Annotated in this window: 19 protein-coding genes and 1 pseudogene; 5 read left to right on the forward strand and 15 right to left on the reverse strand. The window is 64.5% G+C overall.

Features of this window, described 5'->3' with window-relative positions; translation table 11 throughout:
- Positions 1 to 20: 20 nt before the first annotated feature.
- A complete protein-coding gene (locus tag AB3L03_RS03910) occupies positions 21 to 794 on the reverse strand; it encodes a motility protein A (protein ID WP_018459340.1) in 774 nt (257 codons plus the stop codon).
- A gap of 327 nt (positions 795 to 1,121) precedes the next feature.
- Between AB3L03_RS03910 and AB3L03_RS03915 the strand changes: the two genes are divergently transcribed.
- Positions 1,122 to 1,415: a hypothetical protein gene (locus AB3L03_RS03915; RefSeq protein WP_204513921.1), complete on the forward strand. Its 294-nt coding sequence runs from the start codon at positions 1,122 to 1,124 to the stop codon at positions 1,413 to 1,415.
- A gap of 18 nt (positions 1,416 to 1,433) precedes the next feature.
- On the opposite strand, the gene AB3L03_RS03920 is transcribed toward AB3L03_RS03915, so the two are convergent.
- From AB3L03_RS03920 to AB3L03_RS03935, 4 genes and pseudogenes are all read right to left on the reverse strand, one after another.
- Positions 1,434 to 2,153: an RraA family protein gene (locus AB3L03_RS03920; protein ID WP_018459343.1), complete on the reverse strand. Its 720-nt coding sequence runs from the start codon at positions 2,151 to 2,153 to the stop codon at positions 1,434 to 1,436.
- 152 nt (positions 2,154 to 2,305) lie between these two features.
- Positions 2,306 to 3,187 (reverse strand): phosphatidylcholine/phosphatidylserine synthase, encoded by an 882-nt coding sequence (locus AB3L03_RS03925; protein WP_018459344.1) that lies wholly within the window; start codon positions 3,185 to 3,187, stop codon positions 2,306 to 2,308.
- 86 nt (positions 3,188 to 3,273) lie between these two features.
- Positions 3,274 to 3,973, reverse strand: a pseudogene (locus tag AB3L03_RS03930) (phosphatidylserine decarboxylase).
- 83 nt (positions 3,974 to 4,056) lie between these two features.
- Complete coding sequence (locus AB3L03_RS03935; protein WP_368508270.1) at positions 4,057 to 5,937, reverse strand: ABC transporter ATP-binding protein/permease; 1,881 nt, start codon at positions 5,935 to 5,937, stop codon at positions 4,057 to 4,059.
- Positions 5,938 to 6,213: 276 nt separating this feature from the next.
- Here AB3L03_RS03935 and AB3L03_RS03940 point away from each other — a divergent pair, with 276 nt between their 5' ends.
- Positions 6,214 to 6,819: a TIGR00730 family Rossman fold protein gene (locus tag AB3L03_RS03940; protein ID WP_368508271.1), complete on the forward strand. Its 606-nt coding sequence runs from the start codon at positions 6,214 to 6,216 to the stop codon at positions 6,817 to 6,819.
- On the opposite strand, the gene AB3L03_RS03945 is transcribed toward AB3L03_RS03940, so the two are convergent.
- From AB3L03_RS03945 to cysS, 4 genes are all read right to left on the reverse strand, one after another.
- Positions 6,816 to 7,193 (reverse strand): VOC family protein, encoded by a 378-nt coding sequence (locus AB3L03_RS03945; protein WP_018459348.1) that lies wholly within the window; start codon positions 7,191 to 7,193, stop codon positions 6,816 to 6,818. The genes AB3L03_RS03940 and AB3L03_RS03945 overlap by 4 nt on opposite strands.
- A gap of 49 nt (positions 7,194 to 7,242) precedes the next feature.
- Entirely contained in the window at positions 7,243 to 8,841 is a 1,599-nt protein-coding gene (gene cimA, locus AB3L03_RS03950) for a citramalate synthase (protein WP_368508272.1), read from the reverse strand.
- Positions 8,838 to 9,347: a GNAT family N-acetyltransferase gene (locus tag AB3L03_RS03955; protein WP_085385796.1), complete on the reverse strand. Its 510-nt coding sequence runs from the start codon at positions 9,345 to 9,347 to the stop codon at positions 8,838 to 8,840. Before AB3L03_RS03955 ends, cimA begins: the two co-directional genes overlap by 4 nt.
- A gap of 115 nt (positions 9,348 to 9,462) precedes the next feature.
- On the reverse strand, positions 9,463 to 10,845 hold the full coding sequence (gene cysS / locus AB3L03_RS03960; RefSeq protein WP_085352745.1) for a cysteine--tRNA ligase: 1,383 nt from the start codon (positions 10,843 to 10,845) through the stop codon (positions 9,463 to 9,465).
- A gap of 291 nt (positions 10,846 to 11,136) precedes the next feature.
- Here cysS and AB3L03_RS03965 point away from each other — a divergent pair, with 291 nt between their 5' ends.
- Together AB3L03_RS03965 and AB3L03_RS03970 are read left to right on the forward strand one after the other, a co-directional pair.
- Entirely contained in the window at positions 11,137 to 11,442 is a 306-nt protein-coding gene (locus tag AB3L03_RS03965; RefSeq protein WP_026233782.1) for a hypothetical protein, read from the forward strand.
- 131 nt (positions 11,443 to 11,573) lie between these two features.
- Positions 11,574 to 12,767, forward strand: a complete 1,194-nt coding sequence (locus AB3L03_RS03970) for a DUF2865 domain-containing protein (RefSeq protein ID WP_368508273.1) — start codon at positions 11,574 to 11,576, stop codon at positions 12,765 to 12,767.
- Between the two features lie 406 nt (positions 12,768 to 13,173).
- Here the strand turns inward: AB3L03_RS03970 and AB3L03_RS03975 are convergent, their stop codons facing one another.
- From AB3L03_RS03975 to AB3L03_RS03990, 4 genes are all read right to left on the reverse strand, one after another.
- On the reverse strand, positions 13,174 to 13,434 hold the full coding sequence (locus AB3L03_RS03975) for a putative immunity protein (RefSeq protein WP_368508274.1): 261 nt from the start codon (positions 13,432 to 13,434) through the stop codon (positions 13,174 to 13,176).
- Between the two features lie 147 nt (positions 13,435 to 13,581).
- Complete coding sequence (locus tag AB3L03_RS03980; protein WP_247409086.1) at positions 13,582 to 15,339, reverse strand: NAD+ synthase; 1,758 nt, start codon at positions 15,337 to 15,339, stop codon at positions 13,582 to 13,584.
- A 91-nt stretch (positions 15,340 to 15,430) separates the two neighbouring features.
- On the reverse strand, positions 15,431 to 15,784 hold the full coding sequence (locus AB3L03_RS03985; protein ID WP_085352742.1) for a diacylglycerol kinase: 354 nt from the start codon (positions 15,782 to 15,784) through the stop codon (positions 15,431 to 15,433).
- A 4-nt stretch (positions 15,785 to 15,788) separates the two neighbouring features.
- Positions 15,789 to 17,177, reverse strand: coding sequence for a class II 3-deoxy-7-phosphoheptulonate synthase (locus AB3L03_RS03990; RefSeq protein ID WP_106943045.1), 1,389 nt, complete (start codon positions 17,175 to 17,177; stop codon positions 15,789 to 15,791).
- 180 nt (positions 17,178 to 17,357) lie between these two features.
- On the opposite strand from AB3L03_RS03990, the gene AB3L03_RS03995 reads away from it, so the two are divergent.
- A complete protein-coding gene (locus AB3L03_RS03995) occupies positions 17,358 to 18,254 on the forward strand; it encodes an alpha/beta fold hydrolase (RefSeq protein WP_085362159.1) in 897 nt (298 codons plus the stop codon).
- Positions 18,255 to 18,261: 7 nt separating this feature from the next.
- On the opposite strand, the gene AB3L03_RS04000 is transcribed toward AB3L03_RS03995, so the two are convergent.
- Entirely contained in the window at positions 18,262 to 18,525 is a 264-nt protein-coding gene (locus tag AB3L03_RS04000) for a hypothetical protein (protein WP_085352740.1), read from the reverse strand.
- A 186-nt stretch (positions 18,526 to 18,711) separates the two neighbouring features.
- On the reverse strand, positions 18,712 to 20,196 hold the full coding sequence (locus AB3L03_RS04005) for an aldehyde dehydrogenase family protein (RefSeq protein ID WP_231188636.1): 1,485 nt from the start codon (positions 20,194 to 20,196) through the stop codon (positions 18,712 to 18,714).
- Between the last annotated feature and the right edge of the window lie 21 nt (positions 20,197 to 20,217).

Genomic DNA, 20,217 nt, shown 5'->3' on the forward strand with positions numbered 1-20,217 from the left:
TCAAATCCCGGCGCGCGGCCTCAGGCCGGCACCGGCTCGCCTTCAGCGTGGCGGTGCTTCTCGGGCAGATAGGCCAGCAGCATTTCGCGGACCAACGTGGGGCTCTTGGAGTCGCGGATCATCAGGATGCCGTCGATGATCAGCGTGCGGTTGGTCTCTTCGTCCAGGAGCTTTCCATGCAGCTTGTCGGCGATCGGGGTACAAAACAGGTTGGCGACCAGCGCGCCGTAGAGAGTCGCGAGCAGCGCGGTCGCCATGAACGGGCCGAGCTTTGACGGGTCGGTCATGTTGGCGAACATCTGCACCATGCCGATCAGCGTGCCGACCATGCCGAAGGCCGGGGCGCAGTCGCCGATGGCGCGGTAGATCTTGCTGCCTTCATCCAGATGCATCAAAAAATTATCGCGGTCGCGCTCGAGATTGTCGCGAATGAAGTCCAGGTCGTAGCCGTCGGCGACGTAGCGGATGCCCTTGGCGAGGAACGGCTCGTCGGTCTCGACCTTTTCCAAACCCACGGGCCCTTGCTTGCGGGCGATCTCGGCGATGCGGGCGAGTTCGTCGACCAGATCGTGCGCCGACAGACGGCTCATAGTGAAGGCAAACTTGGCGCCGAGCGGTAGGCCGTGGATCAGCGTCGAGAGCGGAAAGCGGATCATGGTCGCGGCCGTCGAGCCGCCGAAGATGATGATCATCGCATGCTCGGAAACGAACATGTGGAGATCGCCGCCCAGCAGCATCATCGTCGCGATGACGACGATGCCCGCCACGAGCCCGATGCTCGTCATGATATCCATGGGAGACTCCAACGCGAACGCAACAACGGCCGTCCTGGCCGATGGCGCGGCCCAACCCCGAACCGCATCGGAAACCCTAGTGAGCCGCGATTAAAGACGCGTAAAGGTTAAGTTGAGCCGGCGCGCCTGGCGGCCGCAGCGCGCTGAAAGGCGCCGGCTTTTGCCGACTGCCGACACGGATCTCAACATTTTGCTAACCATACGGTGTCGCGCGCACCCGTCACCCGTGCACGCGATCCCTTCGGCTGCGGCCCTGCGCCACATCGGGGGCGACCGATCAATTGGTATTCTGGACCCGGCCGGCACCTCATGGCGGAAGGCATCGCAATGGTGACGCTGTTCAGTCTTCTCACCGCGCTTCCCGCAGTGCTGGCGCTCCACATGCTCGAACCCGGGCTCGTCCTGCCGGCGTTCAGCGTGCTGCTCTTTGCCGAGGCGGCCCTCGCCGTGATCGTAGCGCACCTGATCCACATGCCGGACAATGCGGAAGATATCACCCTGTGGGATTTTGCCGGCGGCTTCACCTTGATCGGATGCGCTGCCGCGGTGCTCGGCGAGCCGGATCAGGCCGCCTTGTTCCTGACGGAACAGGGCAGCCTGCGAGCGGCGTCGCAACCGTAGATCATCGCGGTCCCGCCGTTAGTGAATCTCCGCCGAGCGCTTCAGCGCAGCCTTCAACTTCTCCAACGAGAAGTCGGGGCTGCGGGCGATCTCGAGGATCGGCGTCTCGCGGCGGCCACAGAGTTCGGCGGCCTCGGGCAGCTTTGCGGCAATATCGTGCGGAATTACGACGGCGCCGTGCTGGTCGGCATGGATCAGATCGTCCGACTTCACGGTCATGCCGGCGACGCGCACTTCGCCGCCAAAGCTCTCGGCGTGCACCCATGCATGCGACGGGCCGATCGAGCCGGCCAGTGCCTGGAAGCCCGGCGCCCATTGCGGAATGTCGCGGATCGAACCGTCGGTGATGACGCCGAGGCAGCCGAGCGCCTTGTGCACGTTGCTCTGCACCTCGCCCCAAAACGCACCGTAGCCGACGTCGGGACCGTCGATGTCCTGGATCACCGAGATGCGCGGACCGTGGCCGGTACCGACATATTCGTAATATGCGATGCGGCGCTTGGACTGCTCTTCCGGCGGTAGTGAATTTTTCAGCACCGAGCGGATCGCGACCGTGCGGGCATAGCCGACGATCGGGGGCAGATCGGGAAATGGGCAGACCAGTGGTTTGGTGGTGTAGCCGATCAGCCGGCGCTCGGGCGCCACGATCTCCATGGCATTGCAGATCGTCGGCGTGTCATAGCGGCCCAGCGCTTCGAGGACGGAAGCGGGCAGCGGCCCGGTCGCAGTATTCGTCACAGCGTTCTCTCCCAGATTGGCGGCCGCTGTTGGTGCGGTGCCGCCTGCACCGGGCGATATAGCCGAGATCGGGCTTCAACCCAACTCAGGGCGCCTCATGGCAGATATCCAAGTCTCGCTGTTCAGTGCCTTGGCTGCTTGGCGCTTGCCGTTCAGTGCAGCCGGTCGGGCCGGTCGTCTTCGCGCGGCGGCTCCGACAGGTTTGCCAGCGTCGGCGCCGAAGGCGGCGAGGAGACCTCGCCTCCAGCCGGCGCGGTGGCTTCCATCGCGCGCGCCTGGTCGCGATAGGATTTGTAGCCGAGCGGCAAAGCGAGCAGATACAGCACCGTTCCGATGGACAGCACGTGCCAGGGATAGGCGATCAGGATCGCGATGAACACGACCACCGCGACGAACGCCGGCAGCACCAGCTCGGGCGGCACGCGCATGCGCTTGGTCTTGCCGGAGAACACCGGCAGGCGCGACACCATCAGGAAGGCGATCAGCAGCGTATACGCAGCCGTCACCGCCGCAGGCAGCCGGCCGAGATCGAGGAACGCGACATAGATCGGCAGCAGCACCGTGATCGCGCCGGCCGGCGCCGGCACGCCCGTGAAGAAATTGGCGGCGAAGGCCGGCTTGTTGGGATCGTCCATGGTGGCATTGAAGCGCGCCAGGCGGAGGCCACCGGAAATCGCGAATACCATGGCGGCGATCCAGCCGGCATTGCCGAGCTCGTGCAGCTGCCAGAAATACAACATCAGGCCGGGCGCCACGCCGAAATTGACGAAGTCGGCGAGGCTGTCGAGCTCGGCGCCGAACTTGGACTGCCCCTTGATCATGCGCGCGATGCGGCCGTCGATGCCGTCGAGCGCCGCCGCGAACACAATGGCATAGACGGCAAGTGACATGCGCCCTTCGATCGAGAGCCGGATCGAGGTCAGGCCGGCGCAGATCGCCAGCAGCGTGATGACGTTGGGCACCAGCATGCGCACCGGGATCGGGCGGAACCGCCGGCGGCGCACATCAGGGTCCTTGAAGTCGTAGGGCGTCATGGCTCGTCCTCACCTTGAGGCGAGATATAGCAAGCCGCGTTCCCCTCCGCCATTGCGGCGGAAGGCCCCTCAGGCCGACTTATTGGTTAATTGGAGCGGTAGGCGCGGCTCGGGTCGTCTCCGGCAAGATCCGCCAGAATCGTCTCGCCGGCGATCGCGATCTGGCCTTCCGAGACCAGCGCCTTCGTGCCCAGCGGCAGATAGACGTCGAGCCGCGAGCCGAATCGGATCAGACCGAAGCGCTCACCGGCGCCGATTGCCTGCCCCTCTTTGACGAAGCAGACGATGCGCTTGGCGACGAGGCCCGCGATCTGGACCACGCCGATCCGCGCCGTCGGCGTCGTGATCGCCAGCGAGTTGCGCTCATTATCCTCGCTCGCCTTGTCCAGCTCGGCATTGATGAACAGGCCGGGCCGGTAGGCGATACGGTCCACCCGGCCCGCGATCGGGCTGCGGTTCACATGGCAGTTGAACACGCTCATGAACACCGAGATGCGCGGCAGCGGCCGATCGCCGAGGCCGAGCTCGGCCGGCGGCAGCGCCATAGTGATCATGGAGACGCGGCCGTCGGCGGGCGACACCACGAGCCCCCTCGCGCACGGGGGTCACGCGCACGGGGTCGCGGAAGAACAGCGCGCACCATACGGTCAGGATGGTGCCGATCCACCCCAACGGCGACCACAGCCAGAACAGGAGGAGGCTTGCCAGCGCAAAGCCGCCGATGAAGGGATATCCCTCCTTGTGGATCGGCGGGATCTGACGCTGGATCGAATCGAGAATGGACATCGCTATCTGCCGCTCAGGGTTGATGGCGCAGGTCGTCCCGCGCGGTGGTGTTGTTTAGGCCAGAGTTGGGACCGGAGACAAGGTCACTCCGCCGCCGCAGGCGCCGTCAGGACATCGGCGACCGGCGGTGGCTCCCGGTTGGGCGCCTCGCCGGAATCGGCCATCCTCGCCAGTTTCTCGCGCGCCGCCTCGGCCTCGCGCTGCCTGTTCCACATGCTGGCGTAAAGTCCCCCCTCCCCAAGCAGTTTCGCGTGGGTGCCGCGCTCGGCGATGCGGCCCTGGTCCAGCACGATGATCTCGTCGGCGCCGACGATGGTCGAGAGCCGATGGGCGATCACCAGCGAAGTGCGGTTCTTCGCCACGCGCTCGAGCGCACCCTGAATTTCGTGCTCGGTGTGGGTGTCAAGCGCGGAGGTCGCCTCGTCCAGCACCAGGATCGGCGGCGCCTTCAACACGGTGCGCGCGATCGCGACCCGTTGTTTTTCGCCGCCGGACAGTTTCAGGCCGCGCTCGCCGACCTGGGTCTCGTAGCCTTTCGGCGCCATGCGGATGAAATGATCGATCTGCGCCAGCTGCGCTGCCTGCTCGACCTCGGCATCGCTGGCGTCCCAACGGCCGTAGCGGATGTTGTAGCGGATGGTGTCGTTGAACAGCACGGTGTCCTGCGGCACCATGCCGATGGACGCGCGCAAGCTCGCCTGCGTGACTTCGCGAATGTCCTGGCCGTCGATCAGGATCTTGCCGCCTGAGATGTCGTAGAGGCGAAACAGAAGCCGCGAGATGGTCGACTTGCCCGCACCTGACGGGCCGACGATCGCGACCGTCTTGCCGGCCGGCACCTCGAAGCTGATGCCCTTGAGGATCGGACGGGACGGCTCATAGGCAAAGCGCACATCCTCGAAACGCACATTGCCCGCGGAGACCACCAGTGGCTTCGCGCCCGGCGCATCCTTGATCTCGGCCTCGCGCCCCAGCACGTTGAACATCTTCTCGATGTCGATGATCGCCTGCTTGATCTCGCGATAGACCATGCCCATGAAGTTCAAGGGCTGGTAGAGCTGGATCATCATCGCGTTGACCAGCACGAAATCGCCGACCGTGTTGGTGCCGTTGCGCACGCCGATCGCGCACATCAGCATGGTCGCGGTCAGCCCCAGCGTGAAGATCACGGCCTGCCCGGTGTTGAGGACGGCCAGCGAAGTATAGGCCTGGACGCTCGACTCCTCGTAACGCGCGACCGACCGGTCGTAGCGCTGTGACTCACGGGCCTCGGCGCTGAAATATTTGACGGTCTCGTAGTTGAGCAGCGAGTCGATCGCCTTGGTGTTCGCCTCGGTGTCGGCATCGTTCATCTTGCGGCGGATGCCGATCCGCCACTCGGTCGCGATGTAGGTGTAGTACATGTAGACCGCGACAGTGACGAGGGTCGCAAGCACGTAGCGCCAATCGAACTGCCACAGCAGCACGGCCATCAGCAGCGAGACCTCGACGATGGTCGGGATCAGCTGCAGGATCACCATGCGCACGATGACCTCGATGCCCTCGCGGCCGCGCTCGAGCACGCGCGTCAGGCCGCCGGTCTTGCGCTCCAGGTGGAAGCGCAGTGACAACTCGTGCATGTGGATGAAAGTGATGGTGGCGAGCTTGCGCACCGCGTGCATGGCAACGCGCGCGAAAATGCCGTCGCGCCATTGCGTCAGCACCGCCATCACGATGCGCATCACGCCGTAGCTGGCGGTCAGCAGCAGCGGCGAGGCGATCACCCAGAGGCGCCAATTGTCGGCCTGAACTGGCGCACTGTTGGCGCCGGTCAGCGCGTCGGTCGCCCATTTGAAGCTGAAAGGAACCGTCAGCGTGATCAGCTTGGCGGCGAGCAGCAGCACCATCGACCAGACCACGCGCATCTTCAGGTCGAAACGGTCGCCCGGCCAGATATAGGGCCACAGATGCGCCAGCGTGCCCATCAGCGTGGCCCGCTCCAGCGGCCCCCGGCGGGATCAGGAACGTTGGCGCCGGCGGGCGATTGAGCTTGGTCCATCAAGAAGCCTGAAAAGCCCGTCGAATGCGGGCTGCGTTGCCATTAAGGATTTTCGTTTGTCATATAGAGCCTTACCGATGCCCATGCACCCCGCCAGATGGCGAATCTTGGATTGTTCGTCGTCGTTTACCGGTAGATTTCCGGAAGCCCCGAATCACCGATTGGGCTTGACGCCTCTTCGCTGCAATGCATCATGGCACCAATGAGCACGATCAAAACCGTCTGTGTCTATTGCGGCTCCGGCCCAGGAACCAATCCCCGTTTCACCGAAGGCGCCAAGGCGTTCGGCAAGGCGCTCGCCGAGAACAACATCCGCCTCGTCTATGGCGGCGGCTCGCTCGGCCTGATGGGCTCGGTGGCGACCTCCGTCCTCGATCACGGCGGCACTGTCACCGGCATCATCCCCGATTTCCTGCGGATGCGGGAAAACGCGCTGACGCGCGTGCAGGAGATGATCGTCACCCCCGACATGCACGAGCGCAAGCGACTGATGTTCGAACGCTCCGACGCCTTCGTGGCGCTGCCGGGCGGCGTCGGCACGCTGGAGGAGTTGGTCGAGCAATTGACCTGGAAGCAGCTGGGACGTCACGCCAAGCCGGTGCTGCTTGCCAACATCGATAATTTCTGGGAGCCGCTGCTCTCGCTGCTGTCGCACATGCGCCAGACCGAGTTCATCCGCGCCGGCCTTTCGGTTGACATCCTCAAGGCCGATCGGATCGAAGAGATTTTGCCGAAGCTGAAATCGGCTGCAGCGCAGATCGAAGATGCGGAAAAGCAGCTCGCACCGGAAATGGCGCGCAAGCTCTAGTCCGCAGGAAACGTCACCGCCTCGATCCGGTTACCATCGGGGTCGACAACGAAGGCTGCGTAATAACGCACGCGATCGTGCGGGCGGATACCCGGCGCGCCGTCGGATGCGCCGCCGGCCGACAGCGCTGCGGCGTGAAATGCATCGACCTCGACGGTCGTCTTTGCCCGCAGGCAGATATGGACGCCGCTCTCCGGCGGCACGTGCGGCATGCCCTCGCGCAGATTGATCCAGAATTCGGGATAGGCCTTGCCGAAGCCGATCGTCCGCGGCCGCGTGACGAGGCGAGCGAGACCGAGCGCGGCGAGTGTTGCCTCGTAAAATGTCGCCGAGCGCTGGAGATCGCTGACGCCGACAGAGATGTGATCGATCATGGGTCGCGCCCCCTCTCCTGCTCGTCATCCCGTTTGTGGCACCGCCGCCCTACGCCGGCGCGCCCGACTTCACCAGCTTGTAGATCACCGAATCCATCAGCGCCTGGAACGAGGCGTCGATGATGTTGGGGGACACCCCGACCGTGGTCCAGCTGTCGCCGTTCTCGTCCTCGCTCTCGATCAGGACGCGCGTGACCGCGCCGGTGCCGCCGTTGAGGATACGAACGCGGTAGTCGATCAGCGTCAGGCCTTCGATATATTTCTGGTACTTGCCGAGGTCCTTACGCAGCGCGACGTCGAGCGCGTTGACGGGACCGTTGCCTTCGGCCGCCGAGATCAGATGCTCGCCGGCGACGTCGACCTTGACCACCGCCAGCGCCACGGTGACGCGTTCGCCATGCGAATTGTAACGCTGCTCGACATTGACGTCGAACTGCTCGACCTCGAAATAATGCGGCACCTTGCCGAGCGTGCGCCGCGCCAGCAGCTCGAACGAGGCGTTGGCGGATTCATAGGCGTAGCCTTGCGCCTCGCGCTCCTTCAACTCCTCGACCAGCCGCGACAGTTTCGGATCGCTCTTCTCGTAGGCGATACCGGCGCGGTCGAGCTCGGCAATGACATTGGAGCGGCCGGCCTGATCGGACACCAGCACCTTGCGATGATTGCCGACCAGCTCCGGCAACACGTGCTCGTAGGTCTGCGGATCCTTCAGCACGGCGGAGGCATGGATGCCGGTCTTGGTGACGAACGCGCTCTCGCCGACATAGGCCGCATGACGGTTCGGAACGCGGTTGAGCATGTCGTCGAGCGTGCGCGACACCTTGACCAGGGTCGCGAGCTTCTCCGCCGTGACGCCGATCTCGAAGGCGTCGGCAAACTCGGCCTTCAGCTTCAAGGTCGGAATCAGCGAGCAGAGATTGGCGTTGCCGCAGCGCTCGCCGAGGCCGTTCAGCGTGCCCTGGATCTGCCGCGCGCCGGCGCGCACCGCGGCGAGCGAATTCGCCACCGCCTGCTCGGTGTCGTTATGGGCGTGAATGCCGAGATGATCGCCGGGGATGTGCTTCGCCACCTCGGCGACGATCGCTTCGACCTCGTTGGGCATGGTGCCGCCGTTGGTGTCGCACAGCACCACCCAGCGCGCGCCGGCTTCATAAGCAGCTTTCGCGCAGGCGAGCGCGAAACCGGAATCCTCCTTGTAACCGTCGAAGAAGTGTTCGCAGTCGAGCATCACCTCGCGGTCGGCGGCCTTCGCCGCTGCGACGCTGTCGCGGATCGAGGCGAGGTTCTCCTCCTTCGTCGTCTCCAGGGCAACGCGCACCTGATAGGCCGACGACTTCGCCACGAAGCAGATCACGTCGGCCTTGGCCTCCAGCAGCCCGGCCACACCGGGATCGTTGGAGACCGAGCGCCCCGCTCGCCGCGTCATGCCGAAGGCGGTGAAGCGCGCATGCGAAAACTTCGGCTTGGTGCCGAAGAACTCGGTGTCGGTCGGATTGGCGCCGGGATAGCCGCCCTCGACATAGTCGATGCCGAGTTCATCGAGCATCTGGGCGATGATTTGCTTGTCGGTCAGCGTGAAATCGACGCCGTTGGTCTGCGCGCCGTCGCGCAGCGTGGTGTCGAACAGATAGAGGCGCTCCTTGCTCATTGCAGCGCTCCCGACGCGGGTCCACTGCCGAGCGTCTTCTGCATGGTGGTGTTGGCCAGCCATTCGTCGTTGACAGTGATGCTGTTGCGCTGCATGGCGACATAGCCGCGCTTGGCGAAAAAGCCCTGCGCGTTGTCGCTGGCATCGACCGTCAGCTTGTCGGCGCCGCGGCCGCCCGCAAGCTTTTCCAGCGCATCGACGAGCATGGTCGCGAGGCCCTGCCCGGCCACGGCCGGATGCACATAGAGCATGCGGATATGATCCTTGCCCTGCAGCGAGGCAAAACCCACCGGTGACCCCTCCAGCGTTGCGATCAGCGTCAGGTCGGAGGCGAGCCCCTTGCCGAACTCTTCGTCTTCCGCCGACGCCATCCAGGCCTGTTGTTGGGCCTCGCTATAGTCCTCGCCGGTCAGCTCTTCGATGCTGGCGGTGAAGATCGCGGCGAGAACCGGCACGTCCTCCGGCAGGAAGGGCCGCAAGCCAGGCTTTGGGAGTGCTTGTGCCATCGTCTTCACCACATCCCATAGAGTTTCAGCGCCAGCGCCACGGCAGCGCCGAGCAGCAGGATTTTCAGCGCGATGTAATAGAACCAGTGCCGCGGAAAAGGCGTGTCGGGCCGCTTCATCGTACGACCTCCCACGTCGTCCCTTCCTTGGAATCCTTGATCGCAACGCCCATCGTGGCGAGCAGATCGCGGATACGATCGGACTCCGCAAAGTCCTTGCGCGCACGCGCGGCCGTCCGCTCCGAGATCAGGCGCTCGACTTCCTTGGCATCGACGCCGCTCGCCTGCTGCTTGCGTCCTTCCCACTGCGCGGCACTCTCGGAGAGAAAGCCGAGCAGACGCAACGAACCCGCGAGGGCACCAACATCGCTGCCGCGCAGCCCATGCAGCGCCGCGATCGCCAGCGGCGTGTTGAGGTCGTCGAGCAGCGGCTCGACCAGTGAGGGGGCGGGCTTGCCGGATGCGACGTCAGCCGCAACCCGATACCAATCGTCGAGCGTCCTGGCGCTCTCCTCCAGCGACTTCATCGTCCAGTCGATCGGCGAGCGGTAATGCGTCTTGAGCATATTCAGGCGCAGCACTTCGCCCGGCCAGTCCGCGAGCAGCTCGTGAATCGTGACGAAGTTGCCTAGCGATTTCGACATCTTCTCGCTCTCGACCTGCAGGAAGCCGTTGTGCATCCAGTAGTTCGCCATGCGCTCCCGGTGGAAGGCGCAGCAGGTCTGCGCGACCTCGTTCTCGTGATGCGGAAACACGAGATCGATGCCGCCGCCATGGATGTCGAAGTGCTCGCCGAGATGCTTCCAGGCCATGGCCGAGCACTCGACATGCCAGCCCGGGCGCCCCTGCGCGGCGACGCCGGCGGGTGACGGCCATGACGGCTCGCCGGGCTTGGACGGCTTCCACAGCACGAAGTCGGTGTTGCCTTTCTTGTAGGGCGCGACATCGACGCGGGCGCCGGCAACCATCTCGTCCAGCGAACGATTGGACAGCGCGCCATAGCGCGGCAGCCCGGCATCGGCCGCGTTCATCGCCTGCGGCGAGAACAGCACGTGATCCTCGGCAACATAGGCAAAGCCGCCGGCAACCAGCCGTTCGATGATCTCGCGCATCTCGCCGATATGCTCGGTGGCGCGCGGCTCGACGCTCGGCCGCAGCGCGCCGAGCGCGTCGACGTCAGCGTGAAACTGTTTGCCGGTCTGCTCGGTGACTTTCCGGATCGCCTCGTTCAGCGGCAGGCCGGGGAAATCCCGCGCGGCGCGGTCGTTGATCTTGTCGTCCACGTCGGTGATGTTGCGGACATATTTGACGTGCGCCTCACCGTAGAGATGGCGCAGCAGCCGAAACAGCACGTCGAACACGATCACCGGCCGGGCATTGCCGATATGGGCGAAGTCATAGACCGTCGGTCCGCAGACATACATGCGGACGTTCTTGGCATCGAGCGGCACGAAGGTGCGCTTTTCCCGGCTCAGCGTATCGTAAAGGCGCAATTCCATAAGGATACCCGTCGGCTGTTGGCCGGGCGTCCAGTGCTCTCAATGGTTTTGAGAAAAGACGGCTCCAGCCAGCGAATCGCTAGCTCGTAATCTCGCGGCAAATGGCGCAAATGACGAGGAGACCGTTCATGACGGAACATATGGGCTATGAGGCGGCCCCGCGTCAAGAGAGCCGCGAAAACGCCGTCTTATCTCCGCAATGCGCAGCCGCCGCGCGCGGATGGTTCATCTCCTTAACCATTTGAGCCCATTCTGGAACTGGCAGTTCACATTTTTTGCCCCGGTGTTTTCATGCGATCATTGCTCGCGCTCATGTCCTGCGCCTCCATCCTTGCGGCGTCCAGCGCTCTCGCGGAGACCCGCGTCTTCATCATCCCGAACCAGGCGGACGGCTACGGCGTCGATCAGTGCCTGGCCAAGAGCGACAAATGCGGCGCGCAGGTCGCCCGCACCTACTGCCAGTCACGCGATTTTGCCCAGGCTTCGGCCTATCGCCGGGTCGATCCCGACGAAATTACCGGCTCTGTCCCCAAATCCGGCGCAAACTGCTCCCATGGCCATTGCGACGAATATGTCGCAATCACCTGCCAGCGCTGAATTCGCTCGGAACTGGCGTACCTTAGGCCCAATCGCTGGCCTCTGAAACGACGTGACGATGCCGCAGGAAGCGGCTATGGGAGGGCGCGCTCCGGCCTCCCCACATCACGCCTGGCCGTGACCTCGCTAGAATGGCGGATATGCCTGAATTTATGTCTCTCTCCCGTGCTCGCTTGATCCTTGCCTCTGCCGTGCTCTTCAGCACGGTTGCGCTCGCCAATAACGCGTTCGCACAGGCCGGCCCGCCGGGACCGCCGCCTCAGCCCGGCCAGAACGGGCTCGGACCCAACCCGATGTGCGCGCGCCTGGAAGGTCAGCTCGCCGGTCTCGATCGTGGCGGCGGCGGTGATCCCGCGCGCGAAGACCAGATCCGCCGCTATCAGGAATCTCAGACCAAGCAGCAGGCCGAGCTCGATCGTGTCACCATGCAGGCCAAGCGCATGGGTTGCGATTCCTCCGGCTTCTTCTCGCTGTTCAGCGGCCAGTCGGCGCAATGCGGTCCGGTCAACACCCAGATCCAGCAGATGCGCGCCAATCTGGACCAGATCACCGGCAATCTCGAACGCCTGCGCGGCGGCGGCCCCGGCGGCTTTAGCCCCGAGCGTGACAACCAGCGCCGCTCGGTGCTGGCAGCGCTGGCGCAGAACAATTGCGGCCCGCAATATGCCAATGCGGCGCAGTCGCAAGGCGGCGGCAATTTCCTGAGCAATCTGTTCGGCGGCAACAACCCCAATAATCCGCAAGGCGTGCCGCCGTCCGATCTCGGCCCGCAATCAGGCACCTATCGCACTGTGTGCGTGCGCACCTGCGACGGCGCCTACTTCCCGGTCTCGTTTGCGACCGTGCCGGCGCGCTTCCCCGACGACGAGAAGACCTGCAAGGCGCTGTGCCCGGCCGCCGAGGCCGTGCTCTACACCCATCGCAATCCCGGTGAAGACATGAACTCCGCGGTCTCCACCAGCGGCCAGCCCTACACGGCGCTGCCGACCGCGTTCAAATTCCGCAGCGAGTTCAACCCGTCCTGCTCCTGCAAGGCCGCGGGCCAGACCTGGGCGGACGCGCTCAAATCGGCCGACGACAAGGCGTCGGCCGAACAGCAAGGTGACATCATCGTCACCGAGGAGAGCGCCAAGAAAATGCAGCAGCGGCAGCTCAACAAGGGCACGCCTGCCGCCAATGGCAAAAAGGGTGCGACTCCGGCGCCGACGGCGGCTGGCGCCCCGGCAGCAACGCCGCCGGTGGAAACCGGCACCGCTACGACCTCGTCCGAGAACAAGCCGATCCGTTCGGTCGGACCAAGCTTCTTGCCCCAGCAGCAGAAGTAGGTCACGTCCTCCGCTGTCATGCCCCCGCGAAAGCGGGGGCCATCCTGTACGCTGGCATCAGCTGGTTTTCACGACGACCGGCGCAGCGTACTGGATCATCTGCTTTCGCGGCTGATAACAGCGAAATGGGTGGCGAGACCGTTTGCCTCGCGAATCATCCAATCAATTGCGCGCAAGAGTTCCCCGACCCGGCCGCCGCCAAGCGGCGCTGTCGGGTAGCGCCCCAAGACACGAACAAATCTAGGCGTCGCGCGCCGGGCGGCGTGCTCAATATAGTCTACACCGACACCGGGATCTGCAGCCGTTTCGAGTTCGAGGGCCCGTGCGGCGTGGGCCGCCGCGCCAAGAATGTGCCTGACCTGGGTCGATCGAGCCAGGGGATGAAGATACGCCGCGGATGAGGCACTCATCGCCGCGCGTGCGGCTTGGCTGGCTGCCGCACCTTTGATCTGTTTGCTGCCTTCAGCGCTGCCCAGGCTGCATCGCGCAGGGTCTTTACCCGCTTGCCTCCCTTCGCGAAGGTCCGCGCTGCTTCGACTGCGTCACGCGGCCGGAAATCCACTGGATGCGCCCGCTCGAATATTTCCAGCACGTCCGCGGCATTTGCCGCCGCATAGGCTGCAACCTCTCGGAGATCATCCATGTCAAGGGAGATTTCGTCTGCCATGCTTTCGCCCACCACCAGCTCCGGAGCACACCTATGAATGCTCTATGGTCGAATTCGATCGCCCAAGCAGGATGCCAGAAGATATGGATCACCTCATTGGATGACGACAGCGGAATGCAATCTCCAAGCTACCCGAACTGGCAGCCCCTACCCCTCAAACGCGTCGATCGAGGCTTTGCTCCCACGCGAGACCAGCGTCTCATCCGGAGCGGCGAGCTGCTCGCCTTTGTCGCGAAAGCGGTTGGTGATGGGATAGCGGCGGTCGCGGCCGAAATTCCTGGCTGTGACCTTGACGCCGGGCGCGGCCTGGCGGCGCTTGTATTCGGCGACGTTGAGGAGATGGTCGATGCGGGTGACCGTCTCGCGGTCAAAGCCCGCGGCGATGATTATATCGAGCGGCTCTTCGCGCTCGATGAGACGCTCCAGGATGGCATCAAGCGCGTCGTAAGCCGGCAACGAATCCTGGTCGGTCTGGTTCTCGCGCAGCTCCGCGGTCGGCGGACGCGTGATGATGTCGGGCGGGATCACCTCACCGGCCGGCCCCAGCGCCCCCTCGGGCTTCCACGAATTACGCAAGCTTGCCAGCCGAAACACCTGCGTCTTGTAGATGTCCTTGATCGGATTGAAGCCGCCGTTCATGTCGCCATAGAGCGTGGCGTAGCCGACCGACATCTCCGACTTGTTGCCTGTGGTCACCACCATCAGGCCGGTCTTGTTCGAGATCGCCATCAGCAGCGTGCCGCGGGTGCGGGCCTGGAGATTCTCCTCGGTGACATCGGGCGGCAGATTCTTGAAGACGCCGGACAGGATGGTCTCGAACCCGGTCACCGCTTCGGCGATCGGCAGCACCTCGTAGCGGATGCCGAGATGGCCGGCGAGCTCGCCGGCGTCCGCAATCGAGCTTGCCGCGGTGTAGCGATAAGGCAGCATCACGCCGTGCACCTGATCGGAACCGAGTGCATCGACCGCGATCGCCGCGCACAGCGCGGAGTCGATGCCGCCGGAAATGCCGAGCAGCACGCCGGGAAAGCCATTCTTGGCGACGTAGTCGCGCAAGCCCAGCACGCAGGCCGCGTAGTCGGCGTAGTCTGCCTCGGGCTGCGCGGCGATCGGCCCGGCGCAACGCCAATCATCGCCGCTTCTCGTGAAGTGCAGTGTGGTGATGCTCTCCGCGAACGCCGGCAATTGCGCTGCGAGCGAAAGGTCGCCGTTGAGCGCAAAGGAGGCGCCGTCGAACACCAACTCGTCCTGGCCGCAAACCTGGTTGAGATAGACCAGCGGCAGACCGCTCTCGGTGACGCGCGCGACCGCGACCGACAAGCGCACGTCGGCCTTGTCGCGGGCGTAAGGCGAGCCGTTCGGCACGAGGATGATCTCGGCGCCGGTCTCGGCCAGCGTCTCGACCACGTTCTCGTAGTCCTCGGACTCCTCAAGCCAGATGTCCTCGCAGATCGGCACACCGACGCGCACGCCGCGCACGGTGACGGGGCCGGCGGCAGGCCCGCGCGAAAACAGCCGTTTCTCGTCGAACACGCCGTAATTCGGCAGATTGCATTTGAAGCGCAGACCAGCGATACGGCCGCCATCGAGCAGCGTGCAGGCATTATAGAGCCTGCCCTCCTCGACCCAGGGCGTGCCGACCAGCATGGCCGGCCCGCCATCGGCGGTCTCGCGCGCCAGCGCTTCGATCGCAGCGCGGCAGGCGGCCTGAAAGGAAGGCTTCTGCACGAGATCTTCCGGCGGGTAACCGGCGATGAACAATTCCGGAAACAGCACGAGATCGGCACCGTCGGCGGCTGCCTGCACGCGCGCCGCGCGCGCTTTCGCGGCATTGCCCTCGATGTCGCCCATGGTCGGATTGAGCTGGGCGAGCGTGACCGCGAATGCGTTGAGACGTTCGGTCATGGCGCTCCGATCAGAGCATGATCCGGAAAAGAGTGAAGCGGTTTTCCGAAAAGATCATGCTCAAAAAACAGTTTAAAGCGCGATACGCGCTTTAAAGAAATCCCAAGCGCTCGATGATGGCGATGATCCAGAACGCGCCGGCCATCAGCAGCGCGACACCGACCGCGGCCGAGCCCATGTCCTTGACCCGTCCGATCTGCTTGTCGTGATCCATGGTCAGCCGGTCGGCAAGCTTCTCGATCGCCGTATTGAGCAGCTCGACCACCAGCACGAACGCGACCGCGCAGATCAGCTCGACCGCGCGCATCGCGGTCGCGCCGACGAACCATGCAAGCGGCAGCGACAAGAGGAGCGCAACGATTTCCTCGCGGACGGCCTGCTCCGAGTGGAACGCAAAGGCCAGACCGTTACGGGAATTGATCGTGGCCTTCCAGATCCGCAGCAAGGTTCTAGAGCCCCGCTGCGGCGGGCATCGGCCTGACCTTGCCGGCGCGTTCCTGCTTCAGCAGTTCTGCGACCAGGAAAGCCATGTCGATGGATTGCTCGGCATTGAGCCGGGGATCACAGACCGTGTGATAGCGGTCGTTGAGATCCTCGTCGGTGATCGCGCGGGCGCCGCCGAGACACTCGGTGACGTCCTGGCCGGTCATCTCCAGATGCACGCCGCCGGCATGGGTACCTTCCGCGGCGTGGATCGCGAAGAACGACTTCACCTCGGACAGGATGCGGTCGAAGGGGCGCGTCTTGTAACCCGACGTCGAGGTGATGGTGTTGCCGTGCATGGGATCGCACGACCAGACCACCACTTTGCCCTCGCGCTTTACGGCGCGGATCATGTTCGGCAGATGCTCGCCGATCTTGTCGGAACCGAAGCGGCCGATCAGCGTCAGCCGGCCCGGTTCGTTGTCGGGATTGAGCACGTCGATCAGCTTCAGCAGTTCGTCGGGCTTGAGCGACGGGCCGCATTTGAGCCCGATCGGATTCTTGATGCCGCGGAAATATTCGATATGGCCGTGGTCGAGCTGGCGGGTGCGGTCGCCGATCCAGATCATGTGGCCCGAGGTCGCGTACCAGTCGCCGGTGGTGGAATCGACCCGGGTCATGGCCTGCTCGTAGCCGAGCAGCAGGGCCTCGTGGCTGGTGTAGAAATCAGTGGCGCGCAGCTCGGGATGGGCCTCGAGATCGAGGCCGCAGGCGCGCATGAAGTTGAGCGCATCGGAGATGCGGTCGGCCAATTCCTTGTAGCGACGGGACTGCGGACTGTCCTTGAGGAAGCCGAGCATCCACTGATGCACGCTGCCGAGATTGGCGTAACCGCCGGTCGCGAACGCACGCAGCAGGTTCAGCGTCGCGGCCGACTGGCGATAGGCCATCAGCTGGCGCTGCGGATCAGGGACGCGCGCTTGCTTGGTGAAAGCGATGTCGTTGACGATGTCGCCGCGATAGCTCGGCAGCTCGACCCCGTCGATCTTCTCCATCGGCGAGGAGCGCGGCTTTGCGAACTGGCCGGCGACGCGCCCGACCTTCACCACCGGGACGGCGCCGGCATAGGTCAGTACCACCGCCATCTGGAGCAGCACGCGAAAGAAGTCGCGGATGTTGTTGGCGCCGTGCTCGGCAAAGCTCTCGGCGCAGTCGCCGCCCTGCAGCAGGAAGGCCTCTCCGGCCGCGACCCGCGCCAGCGCCTTCTTCAGATTGCGCGCCTCGCCCGCGAACACCAGCGGCGGAAAGGTCGCAAGCTGCGCCTCGACGTCGGCCAGGGCCTTGGCGTCGGGATAATCGGGCACCTGTAGCACCGGCTTGCTGCGCCAGGACTCGGGCGTCCACCGCTCGGACATCGCAATCTCTCCGTGAAGCAAAAAGCACAACCTGATCTGTGGGTTGCGAGGGTCGCCTTATACACAGGCTGGCCACCGGCCGCCAGTTGTAAATCCGTCTGGCACTGCAAAGCCTTGCGGGGAAAGCCAAATTCGCATTTGCTGGGAAACGGCTTGGAAACTGGCAGATACCTTCGGTCCATGGACGCGGCACTGGACGACGTTTTCATCGACGAGATCAGCTTCCCGGCGACCGACGGGTATGCGCTGGCCGGCACGCTATTCCTGCCCCGCGGCACCAAACGTCATGCCGTGTTGGTCAATTCGGCGACTGCCGTCCCGCGAAAAATCTATCGCGGCTTTGCCTCCTATCTCGCCCATCGCGGCTGCGCAGTCCTGACCTACGACTATCGCGGCATCGGCGACTCCCGGCTGCCGGCGATGGTTGGCTACAACCAACCGAAATCGCTGGTCGGCTTCAAGGCCTCGATGTCGGACTGGGCCGCGCTCGACGTCACCGCCGCAGTGCACTGGATGCGCGAGCGCTACCACACTCTGCCCTTGGCCTATGTCGGGCACTCCTTTGGCGGCCAGGCGCTCGGGCTGATCGCGAACAACGCGGACATCTCGCGCGCCGCGTTCGTGGCCTCGCAGGCGGCGACCTGGCGGCTGATGACGTCGCCGGAAAAATACCGCGTCTTCGCCTTCATGAATTTTGTCGGCGTGCCGCTCGTCCACGCGCTCGGTTACGCGCCGGGCTGGGCCGGCATCGGCGAGGATCTGCCCAAGGGCGTCTTCCTGCAATGGGCCGAGTGGGTCTCGAGCCCCCGTTATCTCTTCGATTCAAAGCTGCCGGCGCTGGAGAATTTCGCCAGGTTCAAGGGCGAGTTGCGCACACTCTGCTTCTCCGACGATCCCTGGGCGACGCGGCCCGCGGTCGAGCTGCTTGCGAGCGGATTCACCGCAATCAAGCCGGAGGTAATCAACGTGAAGCCGTCCGACGTCGGCGCCAAGGCGATTGGCCATTTCGGCTTCTTCCGCCCCGAACATCGCGACACATTGTGGCGTGGCGTCGCGGAATGGATCCAGGGAGAATAGACAGTGCTTACCGGAGGATCGTGGTCAGCGACGAGTAGCGCTTGTTCGGCTTGGCTTCGCCCGGCGCGAATTGCGCAAACGCCTCGCTGACGCGGACCGCCGGCGGCGTATCGCCGGCGAAACGAAACTCCTTCGGCCGCGGCGCATAGAAGCTGGCGCTGTAATAAACGTCGTCGAAGCGCGCCTCGCCGATCCCGAACATTGCGTCGCACGCAAACAGAAGTGCGTAGACTCCCGCGATTGCGACGACGACCTCCCTGAGAACTGACATGCTGATGCCCCACCCTTTTGCAGGCAGGATGCACGCCGGTTCCAAAGCCGGGGTTTAAGGCCGCGCGGTTCTTGTCCGCACGGTTTGCCGCAGCTGAGCGGAATGCAGACAATTTTATCGATCTCGAAAAAGAGCCCGCCTGCACGGGTGGTCAGGCGGGCTCCAGGCTTGGCCGCTCGGGAGGTATCAAACGGCCAGATTCATCCAGACCGCCTTGGGCTCGGTGAAATTGTCTAGCGCGGCGGTGCCGTGCTCGCGGCCGAGGCCGGAGTCGCGCTCGCCGCCCCAGGGCAGCCGCACGTCGGTATAGCCATAGGTGTTCATCCAGACTGTGCCCGCGCGCGCTCGCTTGGCGAAGCGCTGCAGCTTGCCGATGTCGCGGCTCCAGACGCCGGCGGCGAGACTGTAAGCCGTGCCGTTGGCAATCCGCAAAGCGTCGGCCTCGTCCTTGAACTTGATGACACTGACGACCGGGCCAAAGATCTCTTCCTGCGAGATCCGCATCTCGTGCGCGACATTCGCGAACACCGCGGGGCTGATGAAGTAGCCGCGATCGCCGACCTTCTCGCCACCGGTGACGAGGGTCGCGCCCTCCTTCCGGCCGATGTCGACATAATCGAGGACCGACTTCATCTGCTTCTCGGAGATGACGGGACCGAGCACCGTCTTGCGGTCGAGCGGGTCGCCGATCCTGAGCGACTTTGCGCGCGCCGCCAGCCGCTCGACGACCTCGTCATAGGCCTTCTCCTGCACCAGCACGCGGGAGCCGGCCGAGCAGACCTGGCCCGCATTGAAGAAGATGCCGGAAGCCGCAGCTTTCGATGCGGCTTCGAGATCGGCATCGTCGAAAATGACGTTGGCCGACTTGCCTCCCAGCTCGAGCGAGATGCGCTTGAAGTTGCTTGCGGCGCCCTTCATGATTCCCCGCCCGACACCGGGAGAGCCGGTGAAGGTGACCTTGTCGACGTCAGGGTGATTGACCAGCGCGTCGCCGACGACGCGGCCGGGGCCAGTGACGACGTTGAAGACGCCCGCCGGCAGGCCGGCTTCGAGCGCGAGCTCGGCGATGCGTAGCGCCGACAGCGAGGTCAGCTCGGCCGGCTTCATCACGATGGTGCACCCGCAGGCCAGCGCCGGCGCGAGCTTCCACATCCCGATCATCAGCGGGAAATTCCAGGGCACGATCGCCGCGACCACGCCGACCGGCTCGCGCACGGTGTAGGTCAGGGCATCATCGCGCACGGGCACGACGTCGCCGCTGATCTTGTCGGCCCAACCGGCGTAGTAGATCAGCGTGTCGACGGCGGCCGGAAAATCCTGCCGCGATGTCGCGGCGATCGGCTTGCCCGCATCGATCGACTCGAGTTCGATGATCTCCTCCGCGTGAGCCTTGAGCAGGTCTGCCCAGCGTAGCAGGATCTGGCCGCGCTCGGACGCCCGCATCGTGCGCCAGGGGCCTTCGAAGGCCCGGCGCGCGGCCGCTACTGCATGATCGACATCGGCCTCGTTGCCTTCGGCGACGATGGCGATGACCTGCCCGGTGGCCGGATTGAGCGACTTGAATGTGCGACCGGAGCTCGCCGGGACGCGGCGACCGTCGATCAGCAGATGCTGTGGCCGGGACATGAACTCGGTGGCCGGCGAGTGTGCAAAGTCATATGCAGCAGACATCATATTCCTCCAGTTCTGGTA

The sequence above is a fragment of the Bradyrhizobium lupini genome (assembly GCF_040939785.1).
Taxonomy (GTDB): Bacteria; Pseudomonadota; Alphaproteobacteria; order Rhizobiales; family Xanthobacteraceae; genus Bradyrhizobium; species Bradyrhizobium canariense_D.

What these genes read in the sequence shown, in the direction of transcription:
- AB3L03_RS03995 (WP_085362159.1), top strand. Translation starts at nt 17,358, where the DNA reads ATGGACGCGGCACTGGACGACGTTTTCATCGACGAGATCAGCTTCCCG.
- AB3L03_RS03955 (WP_085385796.1), bottom strand. Translation starts at nt 9,347, where the DNA reads ATGGCACAAGCACTCCCAAAGCCTGGCTTGCGGCCCTTCCTGCCGGAG.
- cimA (WP_368508272.1), bottom strand. Translation starts at nt 8,841, where the DNA reads ATGAGCAAGGAGCGCCTCTATCTGTTCGACACCACGCTGCGCGACGGC.
- AB3L03_RS04000 (WP_085352740.1), bottom strand. Translation starts at nt 18,525, where the DNA reads ATGTCAGTTCTCAGGGAGGTCGTCGTCGCAATCGCGGGAGTCTACGCA.
- AB3L03_RS03940 (WP_368508271.1), top strand. Translation starts at nt 6,214, where the DNA reads ATGAGCACGATCAAAACCGTCTGTGTCTATTGCGGCTCCGGCCCAGGA.
- AB3L03_RS03990 (WP_106943045.1), bottom strand. Translation starts at nt 17,177, where the DNA reads ATGTCCGAGCGGTGGACGCCCGAGTCCTGGCGCAGCAAGCCGGTGCTA.
- AB3L03_RS03975 (WP_368508274.1), bottom strand. Translation starts at nt 13,434, where the DNA reads ATGGCAGACGAAATCTCCCTTGACATGGATGATCTCCGAGAGGTTGCA.
- AB3L03_RS03965 (WP_026233782.1), top strand. Translation starts at nt 11,137, where the DNA reads ATGCGATCATTGCTCGCGCTCATGTCCTGCGCCTCCATCCTTGCGGCG.
- AB3L03_RS03980 (WP_247409086.1), bottom strand. Translation starts at nt 15,339, where the DNA reads ATGACCGAACGTCTCAACGCATTCGCGGTCACGCTCGCCCAGCTCAAT.
- AB3L03_RS04005 (WP_231188636.1), bottom strand. Translation starts at nt 20,196, where the DNA reads ATGTCTGCTGCATATGACTTTGCACACTCGCCGGCCACCGAGTTCATG.
- AB3L03_RS03925 (WP_018459344.1), bottom strand. Translation starts at nt 3,187, where the DNA reads ATGACGCCCTACGACTTCAAGGACCCTGATGTGCGCCGCCGGCGGTTC.
- AB3L03_RS03910 (WP_018459340.1), bottom strand. Translation starts at nt 794, where the DNA reads ATGGATATCATGACGAGCATCGGGCTCGTGGCGGGCATCGTCGTCATC.
- AB3L03_RS03970 (WP_368508273.1), top strand. Translation starts at nt 11,574, where the DNA reads ATGGCGGATATGCCTGAATTTATGTCTCTCTCCCGTGCTCGCTTGATC.
- AB3L03_RS03935 (WP_368508270.1), bottom strand. Translation starts at nt 5,937, where the DNA reads ATGGGCACGCTGGCGCATCTGTGGCCCTATATCTGGCCGGGCGACCGT.
- cysS (WP_085352745.1), bottom strand. Translation starts at nt 10,845, where the DNA reads ATGGAATTGCGCCTTTACGATACGCTGAGCCGGGAAAAGCGCACCTTC.
- AB3L03_RS03945 (WP_018459348.1), bottom strand. Translation starts at nt 7,193, where the DNA reads ATGATCGATCACATCTCTGTCGGCGTCAGCGATCTCCAGCGCTCGGCG.
- AB3L03_RS03915 (WP_204513921.1), top strand. Translation starts at nt 1,122, where the DNA reads ATGGTGACGCTGTTCAGTCTTCTCACCGCGCTTCCCGCAGTGCTGGCG.